Origin of the sequence: Actinoplanes campanulatus (genome assembly GCF_014647795.1) — a bacterium.
In the GTDB taxonomy this organism is placed as follows: domain Bacteria; phylum Actinomycetota; class Actinomycetes; order Mycobacteriales; family Micromonosporaceae; genus Actinoplanes; species Actinoplanes campanulatus.
In genome coordinates this window covers 340,347-353,926 of record NZ_BMPW01000006.1, presented here as the reverse complement: position 1 = coordinate 353,926, position 13,580 = coordinate 340,347, and the positions used below count along the sequence as shown (strand labels likewise).

At 70.2% G+C, this 13,580-nt stretch carries 17 protein-coding genes; 9 read left to right on the top strand and 8 right to left on the bottom strand.

What is annotated here, in order from left to right; translation table 11 throughout:
* The first annotated feature begins 11 nt into the window (after positions 1–11).
* Positions 12–374 carry a PH domain-containing protein gene (locus IEZ13_RS14565; RefSeq protein WP_183222697.1) on the top strand — a complete coding sequence of 121 codons (363 nt, stop codon included), beginning with the start codon at positions 12–14 and terminating at the stop codon, positions 372–374.
* 6 nt (positions 375–380) lie between these two features.
* Here the strand turns inward: IEZ13_RS14565 and IEZ13_RS14560 are convergent, their stop codons facing one another.
* Positions 381–1,280, bottom strand: coding sequence for a hypothetical protein (locus IEZ13_RS14560; RefSeq protein ID WP_183222696.1), 900 nt, complete (start codon positions 1,278–1,280; stop codon positions 381–383).
* Between the two features lie 250 nt (positions 1,281–1,530).
* Here IEZ13_RS14560 and IEZ13_RS14555 point away from each other — a divergent pair, with 250 nt between their 5' ends.
* Positions 1,531–1,737 (top strand): hypothetical protein, encoded by a 207-nt coding sequence (locus IEZ13_RS14555; protein WP_183222695.1) that lies wholly within the window; start codon positions 1,531–1,533, stop codon positions 1,735–1,737.
* Between the two features lie 184 nt (positions 1,738–1,921).
* Here IEZ13_RS14555 and IEZ13_RS14550 read toward each other — a convergent pair whose 3' ends face one another.
* Together IEZ13_RS14550 and IEZ13_RS14545 are read right to left on the bottom strand one after the other, a co-directional pair.
* The gene (locus IEZ13_RS14550; protein ID WP_183222694.1) at positions 1,922–2,755 is read right to left on the bottom strand and encodes a nucleotidyltransferase domain-containing protein; all 834 of its coding nucleotides are present in this window, start codon (positions 2,753–2,755) and stop codon (positions 1,922–1,924) included.
* 25 nt (positions 2,756–2,780) lie between these two features.
* On the bottom strand, positions 2,781–3,653 hold the full coding sequence (locus tag IEZ13_RS14545) for a G5 domain-containing protein (RefSeq protein WP_183222693.1): 873 nt from the start codon (positions 3,651–3,653) through the stop codon (positions 2,781–2,783).
* Between the two features lie 186 nt (positions 3,654–3,839).
* On the opposite strand from IEZ13_RS14545, the gene IEZ13_RS14540 reads away from it, so the two are divergent.
* The 3 genes from IEZ13_RS14540 (at position 3,840) to IEZ13_RS14530 (ending at position 5,929) form a co-directional block, all read left to right on the top strand.
* Positions 3,840–4,298 (top strand): MarR family winged helix-turn-helix transcriptional regulator, encoded by a 459-nt coding sequence (locus tag IEZ13_RS14540; RefSeq protein ID WP_183222692.1) that lies wholly within the window; start codon positions 3,840–3,842, stop codon positions 4,296–4,298.
* Between the two features lie 236 nt (positions 4,299–4,534).
* Positions 4,535–5,146 carry a phosphatase PAP2 family protein gene (locus tag IEZ13_RS14535; protein ID WP_229794683.1) on the top strand — a complete coding sequence of 204 codons (612 nt, stop codon included), beginning with the start codon at positions 4,535–4,537 and terminating at the stop codon, positions 5,144–5,146.
* A 195-nt stretch (positions 5,147–5,341) separates the two neighbouring features.
* Positions 5,342–5,929 (top strand): Uma2 family endonuclease, encoded by a 588-nt coding sequence (locus tag IEZ13_RS14530; protein WP_183222691.1) that lies wholly within the window; start codon positions 5,342–5,344, stop codon positions 5,927–5,929.
* A 174-nt stretch (positions 5,930–6,103) separates the two neighbouring features.
* Here the strand turns inward: IEZ13_RS14530 and IEZ13_RS14525 are convergent, their stop codons facing one another.
* Positions 6,104–6,691, bottom strand: a complete 588-nt coding sequence (locus IEZ13_RS14525; protein ID WP_183222690.1) for a TetR/AcrR family transcriptional regulator — start codon at positions 6,689–6,691, stop codon at positions 6,104–6,106.
* A gap of 64 nt (positions 6,692–6,755) precedes the next feature.
* Between IEZ13_RS14525 and IEZ13_RS14520 the strand changes: the two genes are divergently transcribed.
* Positions 6,756–7,238 (top strand): GNAT family N-acetyltransferase, encoded by a 483-nt coding sequence (locus tag IEZ13_RS14520; protein ID WP_183222689.1) that lies wholly within the window; start codon positions 6,756–6,758, stop codon positions 7,236–7,238.
* A 314-nt stretch (positions 7,239–7,552) separates the two neighbouring features.
* Here the strand turns inward: IEZ13_RS14520 and IEZ13_RS14515 are convergent, their stop codons facing one another.
* The 4 genes from IEZ13_RS14515 to IEZ13_RS14500 all read right to left on the bottom strand — a co-directional run bounded on the left by IEZ13_RS14515 (position 7,553) and on the right by IEZ13_RS14500 (position 10,206).
* A complete protein-coding gene (locus IEZ13_RS14515) occupies positions 7,553–7,945 on the bottom strand; it encodes a PIN domain-containing protein (RefSeq protein ID WP_183222688.1) in 393 nt (130 codons plus the stop codon).
* Positions 7,942–8,181 carry a hypothetical protein gene (locus IEZ13_RS14510; RefSeq protein WP_183222687.1) on the bottom strand — a complete coding sequence of 80 codons (240 nt, stop codon included), beginning with the start codon at positions 8,179–8,181 and terminating at the stop codon, positions 7,942–7,944. Before IEZ13_RS14510 ends, IEZ13_RS14515 begins: the two co-directional genes overlap by 4 nt.
* Positions 8,182–8,303: 122 nt before the next feature.
* On the bottom strand, positions 8,304–9,389 hold the full coding sequence (ychF, locus tag IEZ13_RS14505; protein WP_183222686.1) for a redox-regulated ATPase YchF: 1,086 nt from the start codon (positions 9,387–9,389) through the stop codon (positions 8,304–8,306).
* Between the two features lie 22 nt (positions 9,390–9,411).
* Positions 9,412–10,206, bottom strand: a complete 795-nt coding sequence (locus IEZ13_RS14500) for an alpha/beta fold hydrolase (protein WP_183222685.1) — start codon at positions 10,204–10,206, stop codon at positions 9,412–9,414.
* Between the two features lie 183 nt (positions 10,207–10,389).
* Here IEZ13_RS14500 and IEZ13_RS14495 point away from each other — a divergent pair, with 183 nt between their 5' ends.
* From IEZ13_RS14495 to IEZ13_RS14485, 3 genes are all read left to right on the top strand, one after another.
* A complete protein-coding gene (locus tag IEZ13_RS14495) occupies positions 10,390–11,961 on the top strand; it encodes a DNA-3-methyladenine glycosylase 2 family protein (protein ID WP_183222684.1) in 1,572 nt (523 codons plus the stop codon).
* 145 nt (positions 11,962–12,106) lie between these two features.
* The gene (locus tag IEZ13_RS14490) at positions 12,107–12,601 is read left to right on the top strand and encodes a methylated-DNA--[protein]-cysteine S-methyltransferase (protein WP_183222683.1); all 495 of its coding nucleotides are present in this window, start codon (positions 12,107–12,109) and stop codon (positions 12,599–12,601) included.
* A gap of 51 nt (positions 12,602–12,652) precedes the next feature.
* The gene (locus IEZ13_RS14485; protein ID WP_183222682.1) at positions 12,653–13,378 is read left to right on the top strand and encodes a protein DA1; all 726 of its coding nucleotides are present in this window, start codon (positions 12,653–12,655) and stop codon (positions 13,376–13,378) included.
* Positions 13,379–13,580: the final 202 nt, after the last annotated feature.

The following is a 13,580-nucleotide window of genomic DNA, read 5'->3' as shown; positions in this document are numbered from 1 at the left end:
ACGCTGCGCGAATGACTGACGTGGCGTACGACAACAAGGGCCAGCTCGAACAGATCCAGAGCGGTCTGTTGGAGGGCGAGCAGATCATCGCGGTCTACGACGCGATCGGCGCCGGGACCGGCTTCATCGGCCTCACCAGCCGGCGGATCATCATCCAGGACAAGTCCTTCGTCGGTAAGCGCTTCGCGATCACCAGCATCCCCTACTCCAAGGTGAGCAGCGTCAGCGTGATCAGCAACAAGAGCTGGGCCGGCCAGTTCTTCTCGTCCGGCACGATTGCCATCACCGTCGGCACCCACGTGTACGAGATCGAGTTCCGTGGCTCCGACAAGGCTCACCACGTGCACAACCTGATCCTGTCGTACGCCTCCTGACCGGGTTCAGTGCCCGCCGACCGCCTGCGTGAGATCCCAGACGTAGCGGCGGCCGGCGGGTTTCTCGTCCCGCCACACCACCTCCCACCGGCCGCGAGCGTCGCGTTCGGGTTCGCTCATCTGGCCGTACCCCTGTCGTTCCTTGACGCTGGGCGGCTGATCGCTGTCCGGGAAGCTGAAGGTCACCTGGAAGCGGGTGAAGGCGGACGGGGTGCCGCTCGCGGTGGGCAGGCGGTCCTCCCAGACCAGTTGGTCCCAGCCGCGTTCGCGCAGTGGCCGCCACAGTCCCCGGGGGCGGTACTCGACCTGCCACTCGGTCGGCGTGGTCATCGCCGGGTCGAAGATGAGCCAGACACGCAGCAGCCGGGTCTGTTCCAGGGGCAGCGCGGTGATGGTGCCGCCGACCGGCCGCAACGTCTTGAACGAGATCTCGTCGAGGCGGGCCAGCCGGTCGGTGTCGGTGGGCACGATCGGGCGCATGGTCCGGTGGGTGACCAGCGGCTCCGGGGTGGTGACCCGCTTCTCCACGATGCGGTCGCTGTCGTCGTCGGCGCCGATCGCGACGAGCACCTCGAGGGTCTCCGTGAAGAGCGGCTTCTCCCGGTCGCTGATCCGCTGGATGGCGTCCAGGTAGTGCTGGTGCCCGGCCTGCTGCAGGGCGAGCCGGCTGGTGGTCTCCCGCAGGTCGGCCTTCAGGTCGCGGATCCGGACCACGAAGGCGAGCTGCCACAGGCGGACCACGAAGTAGAGCAGGCAGGCTAGGGATATCGCGGTGAGCGCCCACTGGCCGATCCGGGTGGGTATCTCGGCTAGCTGCGCGACACCCGATGCCAGACCGATGAGCACGACCGAGGCGTTCAGGGTGCCCCTGAACAGTGCGTGATACGTCGATGGTGTCTCCGGCATCGCCCCAATGATGGCGAAGTGAGCGTTACCGACAAATCCTCACATGGAGTGAATGGTCACGGCACGGGACGCCTGTTCGCCCGATATCCGGTGACCGATCAGGGGAACGACCATGCCAGACCGGCCCACCCACGACGGTTACTGACGAGTAGCCATTGCTCGCCCATTCCGGCCCGCCGCATGCTACCGGGAGTCATCGCAATCGATCGAGTAACGCCGTTCGATCCTCGACCCCCGGAGGCGATCACCGGTGCTCACCCATCTGACGAGGCCGTTGACCCGGAGATATCGGCCGGAACTCTTCGGCCACGACCTGGATCCGGTCCCGGCGCCGGGCGGTGGTGAGGGCGGTCAACCCCGTCGACGGGCGATCCTGCTCGGTCACAACACCGTCTTCGCGGTGGCGATGCTCCTGTCGGCGGTGCTGGTGGGCCTCGCCACGGTCGCTCTGCACTGACCGGGACGGAGACCCACGTCAACGTCAGCTACCGCCTTCGCCGCCCTTGCCGGACATGGTTCTCCTCACACCTACGAATGGACTCCGAAGTCACAACGGAGCCGGTCGCCTCCGGGTTGCGGATTTTCGACTTCAGCCTAGCGAGCCGGCAGGCGGGTAGCAGCGGAGTCTGCAGAACCGCAGGTCACCGCAACATCGTCGCGCACGCGTCGGTGGTCTCCAGGACCAGATCGGCGGCCAGATCGATCGCGGCGGCGAGGCGTACCGGATCGCCGTCCACCGTGGCGAAGACGGCGTCCATCCGGGTCTTGAACCGGGCCGGCGCCCCGGGCAGCGCGGCCGCCGCGGCGACCGCGCCCTTCTCGTTGATCAGCCAGTGACCGGCCGCGCCGTGCAGCGCGTGTGCCAGCACCCCGGCCATCCGGAACAGGCATCCGGCGACGTACGCGCTGTCGCCGCGGGACACCGCCTTGCGGGCCAGCCCGATCAGGAAGTCGGCCTCCCACAGACCGGCCACCAGGGCCTCGGCCAGCGGCCTCGGATAGACCCGCATCCCCGCCCGGAGATCGGCCAGCTCACCGGAGGGATCGGCCAGGATACGGCCGGATGCCAGTTCACCGGGGTACGAGAAGTCGGTCACGCCCAGCGGATGGCCGGCCTGGACGTGGAACGCGTACCGGCCCCGCTCGGCGTCGGCCCAGCAGGCCCGGACCCGGTCGACGTCCCGGTAGATCCAGTCCACCGGGCCGCCGTCGACGGTCAGCCAGCCGCCGCCGTCCACCCACGGCCCCCACTCGCCGGTCGCCGTGACCCGGGCGCCCGGCCCGGCCACCTCCGCGGCGAGTTCGCCGAGGCGGCCGGTGTCCAGCGGCCCCCGGTAGTAGAGGCCGAGATCGGTGTCGGAGTCCGGGGCGTGCGTGCCACGGGCCCGGCTTCCGCCGAGCACCACCCCGACCACGCCGGGCACGGTGACGAGGTACTCGGCCAGCTCGCCCAGACGGGCATCGGTCAATCCCATGTCCCCGATCATCACCTCGCGGCGGTCAGCACAGGGAGGCGGGTTCCAGGAGTACGCCGTCGAGCAACTCCTCACCCGCGGCCAGCAGGTCCTCCTCGGTCACGACGGTCCCGGGCGACGTCGACGGCGACGGCGTCACCGCCACCGTCACCGCCGGGCCGGGGGTGGCCTCCGGCGGGCACACCGCGGTACGCCCCATCGGCACGCAGAGAGCCATCGCGTGCTCGCAAGCCGCGTCCAGGTCCGGCTTGCGGAAGGCGCCGAAGACCACGACCCGGTTCTCCGGTTTCCGGGTGACGGTCTTGCCGAGCAGCCGGCGCGCGGTCTGCTTTCCGTCGGTGAGGGTGACCAGGTACCGCGCGGTCTCCACACCGGGCGCGCCGGGCGACCGCACGAACCGGGTCCCACGCGGCAGCGCCGGATCGCGGATCACCTTCGTCCGGAACGGGATGGCCCGGGTCTGTTCGTCGGTGCGGGTGGTGACGACCGGGCCGGCGGCCGGTTCCCGCCGGTCCCGGCCGGCGCGCTTCCCGCTGGTGTGCGCGGGCCGCGGCCCGGTCCGGTCGGCGCGCTCGTCGGCGACCCGGGCGCGGCTCAGCTGGTCGGTGCCGGCCGGCTTCCCGGCGGGGACCGGCGCCGCCGGGGTGTGGCCGCGGCGTTTGGGCAGCGGCTGGGCGGCGGCCGCAGCACGGCTGACCACCTCCGGGTTCTCCTCCAGCCGGGCGGCGCCCGGGTCCGGCTGGACGGCCCCCTCGGCGGCCGCGACCGGCGTCCCGTCCGGGGTGGTCATCGTGGAGATCCCCGCCGCTCCGCCGCCGACGAGCACGAACAGCGCGCCCGCACCGGCGGCCATCCGGACACCGAACGGCAGCTGGGCCCACCAAGACTTTCGTGGCATTTCGAGCAGATGCTGCCAAGAGTCACTAGTTGTCTGGTTTTGCACCAAAGCATTGTGACTCTCTCCGGCGCGCAGGCAAGTCTCCCGCGGTCACCCGAATCGGGGACCCACGCAGCCCGCGACCGGGCTCACGCGTTGCCCCGGCGAGGCGCAGAGTGGTTCGCGCCCCGCCGTACGATCGATTCCATGTCTCCGACCGGCCCTGTACCGCTCAGCCCGGACGAGGAGGCCGTGATGCGGGCGCTCGGCCGGTTCCTGCTGGTCATGCCACGTGCGCTGGACGCTGATCTGATGCGCGAACAGCGCATGTCCGCCAGCGAGTACGCGGTGTTGCGCCACCTCTCCGAGACCCCCGGCCAGCTGATGCGGATGAGCGAGCTGGCCACCGCGTGTGACATGTCACTGAGCGGGATGACCCGGCTCGCCGCGAAACTCGAGTCGCTCGGCCATCTGCGCCGGATCCGCTGCCAGGAGGACGCGCGCGGCGCCAACGCCGTCCTCACCGAGAAGGGGCTGGCCCGCCTGCGCGAGGCCTGGCCCACCCATCTGGCCAGCGTCCGCCGCCACATCTTCGACCACCTCGGCGACCTCGACCTGAAGGCACTGGCCGCCGCTTTCCAGACCATGGCCGAGCCCGACGACTGAATTCGATTGCTCCGCTTCGCTCCGCGGCAAACGCTGGGCCTAATGGCTCCGGTTCGCTCCGCGGCAAAACGCTGGGCCTAATGGCTCCGCTTCGCTCCGCGGCAAAACGCCTTGTAACCGGTGTCGAGGCAGGTGATTTCCCGCCGCCAGCAAACCCCGCTGGCGTCGGCAAATCAGCTGCCTCGACACCGGCGGCGTTTTGCGGGTTATGCGGCAGCTGTTGCGATGATGGTGGCGTGATCAACGCCGTCGCCGAAGATCGCCGGAACGCTCTGGACCGGCTCGCCACCGTCGTCTCCGAGGTGCTGGCCCCCGCGGTCCTGGTGGCCGCGCTGCTGCTGACCGTCGGCTGGCACGCCGGCGACACCCCCGGCGTCTCCCGCTGGTGGGGCCTGCCCGGAGCGCTCTTCGCCGCGGTGATCCCGCTCGGCTACGTGCTGCACGGCGTCCGCAAGGGACGGCTCACCAACCACCACATCCCGGAACGCGCCGCCCGGCGAATCCCGCTGCTGTTCGGCACCGCCTCGCTCATCGCCGGCCTGCTGGTGATGCTCGCGCTCGGCGCCCCACGCGAGGTCCTCGCCCTGCTCACCGCGGGCGGCACCGGTCTCGCCGTGTTCGCCCTGGTCACTCACTGGTGGAAGATGTCCATCCACGCCGGCGTCGCCGCCGGCACGCTCACCGCACTCACCGCGGTCTACGGCCCACTCATCCTCATCGGCACCCCGCTGGTGCTGCTCGGCTGCTGGGCGCGGGTCCGGCTCACCGCGCACACTCCCGCCCAGGTGGTGGCCGGGGCCCTGGCGGGCTTGATCATCGCAGGCACGATCTTCCCGGCGCTTCGCTGAGACCCTTTTCCGGTACGGCTACGGGAGAAACCGCCGTACCTACGAAGCGGCCTCACCGTCGGTCCGGACCGTAACGCCCGCGCCGGGCGTGAGCCTCTGGTCACCCAAAAGATCAGGTTCGGCGCGACATCGGTTCCGATCTCTCGATTCGCTACGGGCGCTCCCTGAGCATCACTGCTTCGCTAACCTAGTCCTATGACAGCGCTGCCCGACTGGATGCGCCCGCCGCGCGCGGAAGGCTGGTTCGCCGACGACCTGGACCGCCTACCCGAGGCCCCCCGCCACACCGAACTCATCGACGGAGCGCTCGTCTTCATGATGTCCCCGCAGCGCGCCTGGCACAGCCGCACTGTCTCCGCTCTCAAACACGAGCTCGCGGCACAGGCGCCGGCAGGTCTCGAGGTCGACCAGGAGATGACGATCCGGCTCGACGAACGCAATCGGCCGGAGCCGGATGTCGTGGTCACCACCGCCGCCTACGACCCCGGCCGCACGTACTTCACGCCCGACGTAGTGCGACTGGTCATCGAGGTCGTCTCCCCCGAGTCCGCCCACCGAGATCGCACCGTCAAACTCCGCAAATACGCGGAAGCAGGAATCCCGCACTACTGGCGCGTCGAAGAGGAGGGCGACAGACCGGTCGTCCACGCCTACGAACTAGATCAACCGACCCGCGCTTACGCCCCCACCGGCATCTTCCGCGGAACCCTGCACAGTCCGGCACCCTTCGACATCACGATCGACCTGGACGGGCTCACCCCACCCGGGCCAAGCGGCCGCTGACAGCCACCCACCATCGTCTGCCGGAGGACCTTGCCGAAGCGGTACACCGTCGAGTTGGGCCAGGACATTTTCCGGTACGCCTACGGGAGAAACCGCCGTACCGAAGAAGCGGCCTCACCGCCGGTCCGGACCGTAACGCCCGCGCCGGGCGTGAGCCTCTGGTCACCCAGAAGATCAGGTAAGGCCGTAGGCGCCCAGGGCGGCGTCCAGCATCCGCTCCTGATCGGCCGCCGGAAAGGCGCCCGGGTCCGCCGCCGCGTAGGCCGCCACCCCCTCGGTCATCGCGATCAGCGCCAGCGCGACGGTCGCCACCCGCTCCGCGTTCCACTCCGGAGCGGCCGCCGCGGTGAGCCGCTCGACCCGCTCCCGCCAGGCCCGGTTGTTGCGCCGGTGCTCGGCGATCAACTCGTCGTCGGCGATCGCCCCGGCCAGGAAGCCGATCCACACGACCGCCTCCTGCCGGGTCCGCTCGTCGAGGGCCATCCCCTGACGCAGCACCGCCCGCAACGCCTCCCGCGGCGTGCCGGCCGCCGCCTCCAGCATCTCCACCCGCTCCCGGGTGACCCGGTGCAGCAGTTGCCGGGCATGCAGCAGCAGCGTCCGCCGGTTCGGGAACCGGTGCATGACCAGCCCGGTCGTACATCCCGCGGCGGCCGCCACGGCGCGCACCGTAAGCCGCTCCAGCCCCTGCTCGGCCAGCACGCTCCACACCGCCCGGGACAGTGCCGCCCCCTGCGCCGACCGATCCGCCGTTCGTGACACGAGTCTCACCCTCCTCGATTCATAACGGATGTTACCGTAACGCCTGTTACGAACGGAGGATGCCATGACTTGGATCATCGAAGCCCGGCCGTGGGACGACGCCGACGGCACCGCGCTCCGCGCCGCCCAGCGCGCCGAACTGGACGCCCGCTACGGCACCGGCGACCACGAACCCGGCACCCCACCCTCGGCCGCCGACATCGACCTGTTCCTGGTCGCCGCCGACCCGGCCACCGGCCACCCGGTCGGCTGCGGCGCCCTACGCCGGCTCACCACCGGCACAGCCGAGGTCAAACGGATGTACGTGGCGCCCGGCAGCCGCGGCTCCGGCGTCTCCACGGCGATCCTGCGCGCCCTGGAACAGGCGGCCGTCGACCGCGGCTGGACCACCATCCGCCTGGAGACCGGCCCGGCCCAGCCCGACGCGATGCGCTTCTACGAACGCGAGGGCTACCACGAGATCCCGCTGTTCGGCGCGTACATCGACTCCGACCTCTCGGTCTGCTACGAACGCTCCCTGACCCCCACCGGTTCGCCGATCCCCTGACCGCATGCGCGGTTCTCCGTTACGACGCTCGTGTGCGCCGAATGCGCCAGTTTCGCCCTAAAGCGTGATCCCCCACCGAAGCGAGGCCTGTGTCGCCTCGCTCCACGTGAAATTGGTACGGAACTTCCAGCCGACCAAGGAGTCAGCAATGTTCATGCCCATTCTTATGCTTTTCAGCGATCCCGATGGCCTCAAGTTCGCCGACCTCGGCGATCTCGGCCGCTATGTTTTCGGTACAGGTGGAAATGTTTTCTGAGACCGTTGCCGCCGGGCCGGGCACGCACCCGGTCCCGGCGGCATCCCGTTGAAGCCGCCTACAGCCCGATGATCCGAACCCGCCGCCCGCACAGCTTGGTCATGTCGTCGACATCGGATGTCAGAACCGCCACCGGACCGGACCGCAGCGCCACCTCGGCAACCATGGAATCGATGGCGTATTCGTGCCCATGCAGCCCGGCCGCCTTCAACAGCCCCGCACTACGGCAGGCGCTCTCCTTCGTCACCGCCTCCACCCGGACGCGGGACAACAGCCAGCTCAGCCGCGCGACATCCACGCCGCCGTGGGAGACCTCGATGATCGTGGCGGCCGATATGGCGAGATCGGCCCCGTCACGCTCCGCCTGCTCCAGCAGTCGCATCACTTTGCGATCCCGATCGATCCACCCGGACAGGCCTTGCGAGTCGAGCACCAGCGACTCGAGGCTCACGCCGCGCGCCCGGTCTCCTCGGCCCCGTGCAGGAGCGCCCGGGCCTCAGCCATCTCCTCGTCCGTGAACGCCCCGAACTCGCCCTGGTAGTGGTCCAGCTCCTCCCGGAGGAGCCGGCGCCGCTCGGCCCGCTCGGCCAGCTCGGTGAGATAACCGGAGACGTTGTCGGTGTGCGTCTTCATGCTCTCCAGCAGCTCCACCGGCAGCGTGATCGTGACCTTCTTCGTCCTCCCCATACGACGACCATACCCCGGTATTACCGCGACGAGGCGGCCTTGACCCGAAAGTGACTCGCCCGCCCCGGCTAGAAATTCATCACCGGAGAACCTGCTCGCGGAAGGGCGACGTCGGCGCTGAATCAGACGTTGAAGCGGAACTCGACGACGTCGCCGTCCTTCATGATGTAGTCCTTGCCCTCCATGCGGACCTTGCCGGCGGCCTTGGCGGCCGACATCGAACCGGCCGCCATCAGGTCGTCGAAGCTGACGATCTCGGCCTTGATGAAGCCGCGCTGGAAGTCGGAGTGGATGACACCGGCCGCCTCAGGGGCGGTCGCGCCGACCGGGACCGTCCAGGCGCGGGCCTCCTTCGGGCCGGCCGTGAGGTAGGTCTGCAGGCCCAGGGTGTCGAACCCGACACGGATCAGCCGGTTCAGGCCGGGCTCCGACTGGCCGGTCGACTGGAGCAGCTCCAGGGCCTCGTCCTCGTCCAGCTCGATCAGCTCGGACTCGATCTTCGCGTCCATGAAGACCGCCTCGGCCGGGGCGACCAGGGCACGCAGCTCGTCCAGGAACGCCTCGTTGCCCAGTTCGGCCTCGTCGACGTTGAACACGTACAGGAAAGGTTTGGTCGTGAGCAGGTGCAGCTCGCCCAGCAGGTCCAGGTCGATGCCGGCGGCGCCGGCGCCCTGATAGAGGGTGACCCCGTCGTTGAGCAGCTTGAACGCGGCCTCGGCGGCGGCCACCGTGGCGGCCTTCTCCTTCTTGAGCTTGGCCTCCTTCTGCAGGCGGGGCAGCGCCTTCTCGACCGTCTGGAGGTCGGCCAGGATCAGCTCGGTGTTGATCGTCTCGATGTCGTCGGAGGGCGACACCTTGCCGTCGACGTGCAGCACGTTCGGGTCGGAGAAGGCCCGCACCACCTGGCAGATCGCCGACGCGTCACGGATGTTCGCGAGGAACGCGTTGCCCCGGCCCTGCCCCTTCGACGCGCCGCGGACCAGCCCGGCGATGTCGACGAAGCTCACCGGCGCCGGCAGGATCTTCTCGCTGCCGAACAGCTCGGCCAGCTTCCCGAGCCGCTCGTCGGGCAGGCCCACCACGCCGACGTTGGGCTCGATCGTCGCGAACGGGTAGTTCGCGGCGAGCACGTCGTTCTTGGTCAGGGCGTTGAACAGGGTGCTCTTGCCGACGTTGGGCAGGCCGACGATTCCGATGGTGAGGCTCACGGAACGCCAGTCTACGCAGTGGCTATCGGAAGAACTTCCGCAGTTCGGCAGCGACCAGCCCGGGCCGGCCGCTGTTGTCGGCGGCGACATGACCCACGCCGGTCAGGGTCACCCGGCGCACTCGCGGCAGGATCGGCTCGAGGCCGTTCAAGACCCCTTTGAGGTACGCCGGGGAGCGCTCGCCACCCAGCAGGAGCGTCTCCGCCGCGACGCCCGCGTAGGTGCTCAGCGGGCCGGCCGCGTCCTCGACGACCGCCGCGTCCAGGCGCATCGTCGGGATCAGGTCACCGATCCGGCGGCCCTCCCCGGCACGGAGGGCCAGGCCGGCCATCGGGATCAGGGCCGCGCGAGGCGCGTACCGGAAATCGCCTGTGCCTTTCACGACGGTGACGAACGCGGCGGCCCGCCGGCCCCGGGACAGCTCCTTCTCGAACCTCGGCAGCCAGGCCACCGGATCGTGGTCACCGTGTTTGAGCGGCGGCTCGTAGAGCGCGAGCCGGTCGATCGGCAGCTCCATGGCCGCGCGCAACGCGATCACCGCGCCCGAGCTGAGGCCGAACACGTTGCGCGCCCCGGTCTCGTCGAGCAGCGCCGCCAGGTCGTCGATCTCGGCGCGCAGGCCGTGGCCGGGCGCGGCCGGACCGCTGAGCCCACGGCCCCGCCGGTCCGGGACATAGACGGTGAAGTCGGGCGCGAGGGCCTGGGCCAGTTTCGTGAAATTCGCCGAGGTCTGCATGCCGCCGTGCAGGAGCACGACCTTGGAACCGCCACCGAGGGCGCGCCACCGGATGTCCGTCCTTGCCGCCATCGCCTTCATGCCGTCAACCGTAGTTGACAGTCTCAATGGTCGTCAACCTCAGTTGACAGCAACCTTCGCGGAATCGGAGTCGCATCGTCGCGGCCGGGTTGAGCGGTCCACGGTGACCGGCCGAATCTCCGGCCCACGGTCATGTCCGAATCCCGCCAGCCGGATGGTTCGGCGCGGGGGCAGACTCGAGGCATGGAGCTGGACTTCGAACGCTGCTACCGGGCCGTCGACAGCCGCGACCAGCGGTTCGACGGGTGCTTCTACACGGCTGTACGTACCACCGGCATCTACTGCCGGCCCTCCTGCCCGGCTGTCACCCCCAAACGGCAGAACGTCTCGTTCTACGCCAGCGCGGCCGCCGCACAGCGCGGCGGCTACCGGGCCTGCCGACGGTGCCGGCCCGACGCCGCCCCCGGCTCACCGGAATGGGACAGCCGCGCCGACACCGTCGGACGGGCCATGCGGCTCATCGGCGACGGCATCGTCGACCGGGAAGGAGTGCCCGGACTCGCCGGGCGGCTCGGCTACACCGAACGGCACCTCAACCGGATGCTCACCGCCGAACTCGGGGCCGGGCCGCTCGCGCTCGCCCGGGCCCAGCGCGCCCAGACCGCGCGGATCCTCGTCGAGACGACCGACCTGGGGCTCGCGGAGATCGCGTTCGCGGCCGGGTTCGGAAGTGTGCGGCAGTTCAACGACACCATGCTCGAGGTGTACGCGCAGGCGCCCAGCCAGCTGCGGGAGCGGCGCCCGGCGGAACGGGGCGAGGCCGGGGTGGTCAACCTGCGGCTGGCCTACCGGAGTCCGTTGCATGCCGGGGCGCTGCTGTCGTTCTTCGCGGCCCGGACCCTGCCGGGTGTGGACGAAGTGGACGGGGAGACGTACCGGCGAGGGCTGAACCTGCCGCACGGCGGCGCGGAGGTCGCGCTGCGGCCGGGAGACCGGTGGGTGCACGCGACGCTGCGGCTCGAGGATGTGCGGGACCTGGCGCCCGCGGTGGCGCGGTGCCGGCGGCTGTTCGACCTCGATGCCGATCCCGTGGCGGTGGATGCGATGTTGGGGGCGGATCCGGGGTTGCGGGAGGTCGTGGCGGCGGAGCCGGGGGTGCGGGTGCCCCGGGCCGTGGACGGGTTCGAGATGGCTGTCCGGGCGGTGGTGGGGCAGCAGGTGAGCGTGGCGGGAGCCCGGACGACACTGGGACGGATGCTGCGTGCTGCTGCGGCATCGCGCTCCCCCTCCCCCCGAACCGATGGCGCGTCCGGTCGGCCGGCCGAAATCCCGGCCGCGCACACCATCGCCGACCTGCCCGAAGACGCCGTGGGCACGCTGACCGCCCACAGCGCCCTGACCCAGGCAGCGGCCGACAGCAGGAACACCTCCGGCCGCCTGGCCGGCTTCCCGGCCGCGCACACCGTCGCCGACCTGCCCGACGACGCCTTCGGCATGCCGGCCGCCCGCCGCGACACCATCCGCGCCCTGGCCCGAGCCGTAGCCGACGGCAAGCTCGACCTGGACCCCGGCGCCGACCGGGCGGAGACCGCCGCCCGCCTGACCGACCTGCCCGGCATCGGCCCGTGGACCGCCGGTTACATCGCCATGCGCGCGATTGGCGACCCCGACGTCTTCCTGGCGACCGACCTGGCCGCCCGCCGCGGCGCCGCGGCACTCGGCCTGCCGGACACGGCCAGAGCCCTCGCCGAACACGCGGAACGCTGGCGTCCCTGGCGTTCCTACGCGTTGATCCGTCTCTGGCGCGCGGCCTGACCGGCAACCTACCCCGTTCCGGCACCGGCCGGACCGTTGTCCACATTGGCGACCCGGCCGCCGCGGTTGTCCACAGGCGGACCGGATTTCCGCCCACGCCCCCGGAAAACGCGCCACGCTGGTGGCCCCTCGTGAGGAGAAGACGATGTTGAAGTATTCGACGATGGACACTCCGGTCGGCCCGTTCACGCTGGTGGTGAGCGCGGCCGGGGCGGTGCGGGCGGCCGGTTTCACGACCGATGTGCCGGAGCTGCTCAGTCTGGTGCATCCGATGCTGCTGGAGCCGGCGCGGGCGGTCGACGCCACCGAGGCCGACGAGCCCGTCCGGGCATATCTCGACGGTGATCTGACGGCGATCGACGCGGTGCCGGTGGAGCAGCACACGGCCGGCGCGTTCATGCGGCATGCGTGGCGGGTGATGCGGAGCATCAAGCCGGGCGCCCCGGTGACCTATACGGCTTTCGCCGAGTTGTCGGGCCGTCCGGCGGCGGTGCGGGCGGCCGCGGCGGCGTGTGCCCGCAATCCGGTGGCGTTGTTCACGCCATGCCATCGGGTGTTGCGGACGGACGGTTCGCTGGGCGGCTACCGGTGGGGTCTCGAGGTGAAGGAGTGGCTGCTGAAGCACGAGTCGGGCGATTGAGGCGGTGGCGCGGGGCGGGCACACTTCACGTGACCGCCGCGCGGAGGTGTCATGGGGTTCGCGGAGTGGCTCGCCGCCTATCGTCGTCTGGCGTCGAGGGTGGTGCACGTCTGTTCGGTGTGCGGCCGGCCGATGACGTCGTCGTTCTATCGGGCGTCGACCGGGGAGACGTACTGTGCCCGGCATGCGGGCGAGCGGCCGTGCCTGTGTTGTGGCATGCCGTCGGATTCACGGCTGGTCATGGAGATTCCGCTGTGCGGTCGTTGTGCGGCGACGGCGGTGCGGGATCAGGCGGCGGTGAAGCGGGTGCTGCCGCCGATCGCGAAGCGGATCCGGGCGCTGTCGATCCGGACGACGACGCCGGTGCGGGTGCGCCTGGTGGTGCGCGACGAGTTGCGCAGCCACCATCCGGAGGGTGCGAATGCGCTGGGTATGACGATTTCGACGGGCACCCGGGTGCTGGATCTGATGGTGGTGCGGGATCTGCCGTTGGTTCAGTTCGGTTCGACGGTGGCGCACGAGGTGATGCACGCCTATCTGGCGCAGCAGGGTTTCGGGGTGTTGCCGCCGCCGGTGGCGGAGGGCCTCTGTCAGTTGCTCGCCTACGCGTGGTTGCGTGATCAGCCGGATCCGCTGGCGGCGGTGGAGCGGCGCCGGATCGCGGAGGATCCCGGGCCGGTCTATGGGGACGGTTTCCGGGCGGCGCGGGCCGCGTCCCAACGGTTGGGGGTCCGGGCGATGCTCGATCACGTGCGCCGGAACGGCGCGTTTCCGTGATCGGCGAAGGCGGATTGTGGATGATCGTCCGGCTGGCGGCAGCCGAATCGGTGATTTCGCCGGGTTGGAGTCCAACCTGGAGGGGCGAATCTGGCATCGGGTGGGCGGGCCTCGATAGGCTCACGCACAACGTCGCAGCTATTGATCTTCATCGTGGGGCGGGATCCCCGACTTTGCCAGCACAATTCCTGACCTAGTAGCG

Bases quoted from the DNA above. Each gene is read 5' to 3' on its own strand.
- IEZ13_RS14565 (WP_183222697.1), top strand. From the start codon at position 12: ATGACTGACGTGGCGTACGACAACAAGGGCCAGCTCGAACAGATCCAG.
- IEZ13_RS14560 (WP_183222696.1), bottom strand. From the start codon at position 1,280: ATGCCGGAGACACCATCGACGTATCACGCACTGTTCAGGGGCACCCTG.
- IEZ13_RS14550 (WP_183222694.1), bottom strand. From the start codon at position 2,755: ATGGGATTGACCGATGCCCGTCTGGGCGAGCTGGCCGAGTACCTCGTC.
- IEZ13_RS14545 (WP_183222693.1), bottom strand. From the start codon at position 3,653: ATGCCACGAAAGTCTTGGTGGGCCCAGCTGCCGTTCGGTGTCCGGATG.
- IEZ13_RS14540 (WP_183222692.1), top strand. From the start codon at position 3,840: ATGTCTCCGACCGGCCCTGTACCGCTCAGCCCGGACGAGGAGGCCGTG.
- IEZ13_RS14530 (WP_183222691.1), top strand. From the start codon at position 5,342: ATGACAGCGCTGCCCGACTGGATGCGCCCGCCGCGCGCGGAAGGCTGG.
- IEZ13_RS14520 (WP_183222689.1), top strand. From the start codon at position 6,756: ATGACTTGGATCATCGAAGCCCGGCCGTGGGACGACGCCGACGGCACC.
- IEZ13_RS14510 (WP_183222687.1), bottom strand. From the start codon at position 8,181: ATGGGGAGGACGAAGAAGGTCACGATCACGCTGCCGGTGGAGCTGCTG.
- IEZ13_RS14500 (WP_183222685.1), bottom strand. From the start codon at position 10,206: ATGAAGGCGATGGCGGCAAGGACGGACATCCGGTGGCGCGCCCTCGGT.
- IEZ13_RS14495 (WP_183222684.1), top strand. From the start codon at position 10,390: ATGGAGCTGGACTTCGAACGCTGCTACCGGGCCGTCGACAGCCGCGAC.
- IEZ13_RS14490 (WP_183222683.1), top strand. From the start codon at position 12,107: ATGTTGAAGTATTCGACGATGGACACTCCGGTCGGCCCGTTCACGCTG.
- IEZ13_RS14485 (WP_183222682.1), top strand. From the start codon at position 12,653: ATGGGGTTCGCGGAGTGGCTCGCCGCCTATCGTCGTCTGGCGTCGAGG.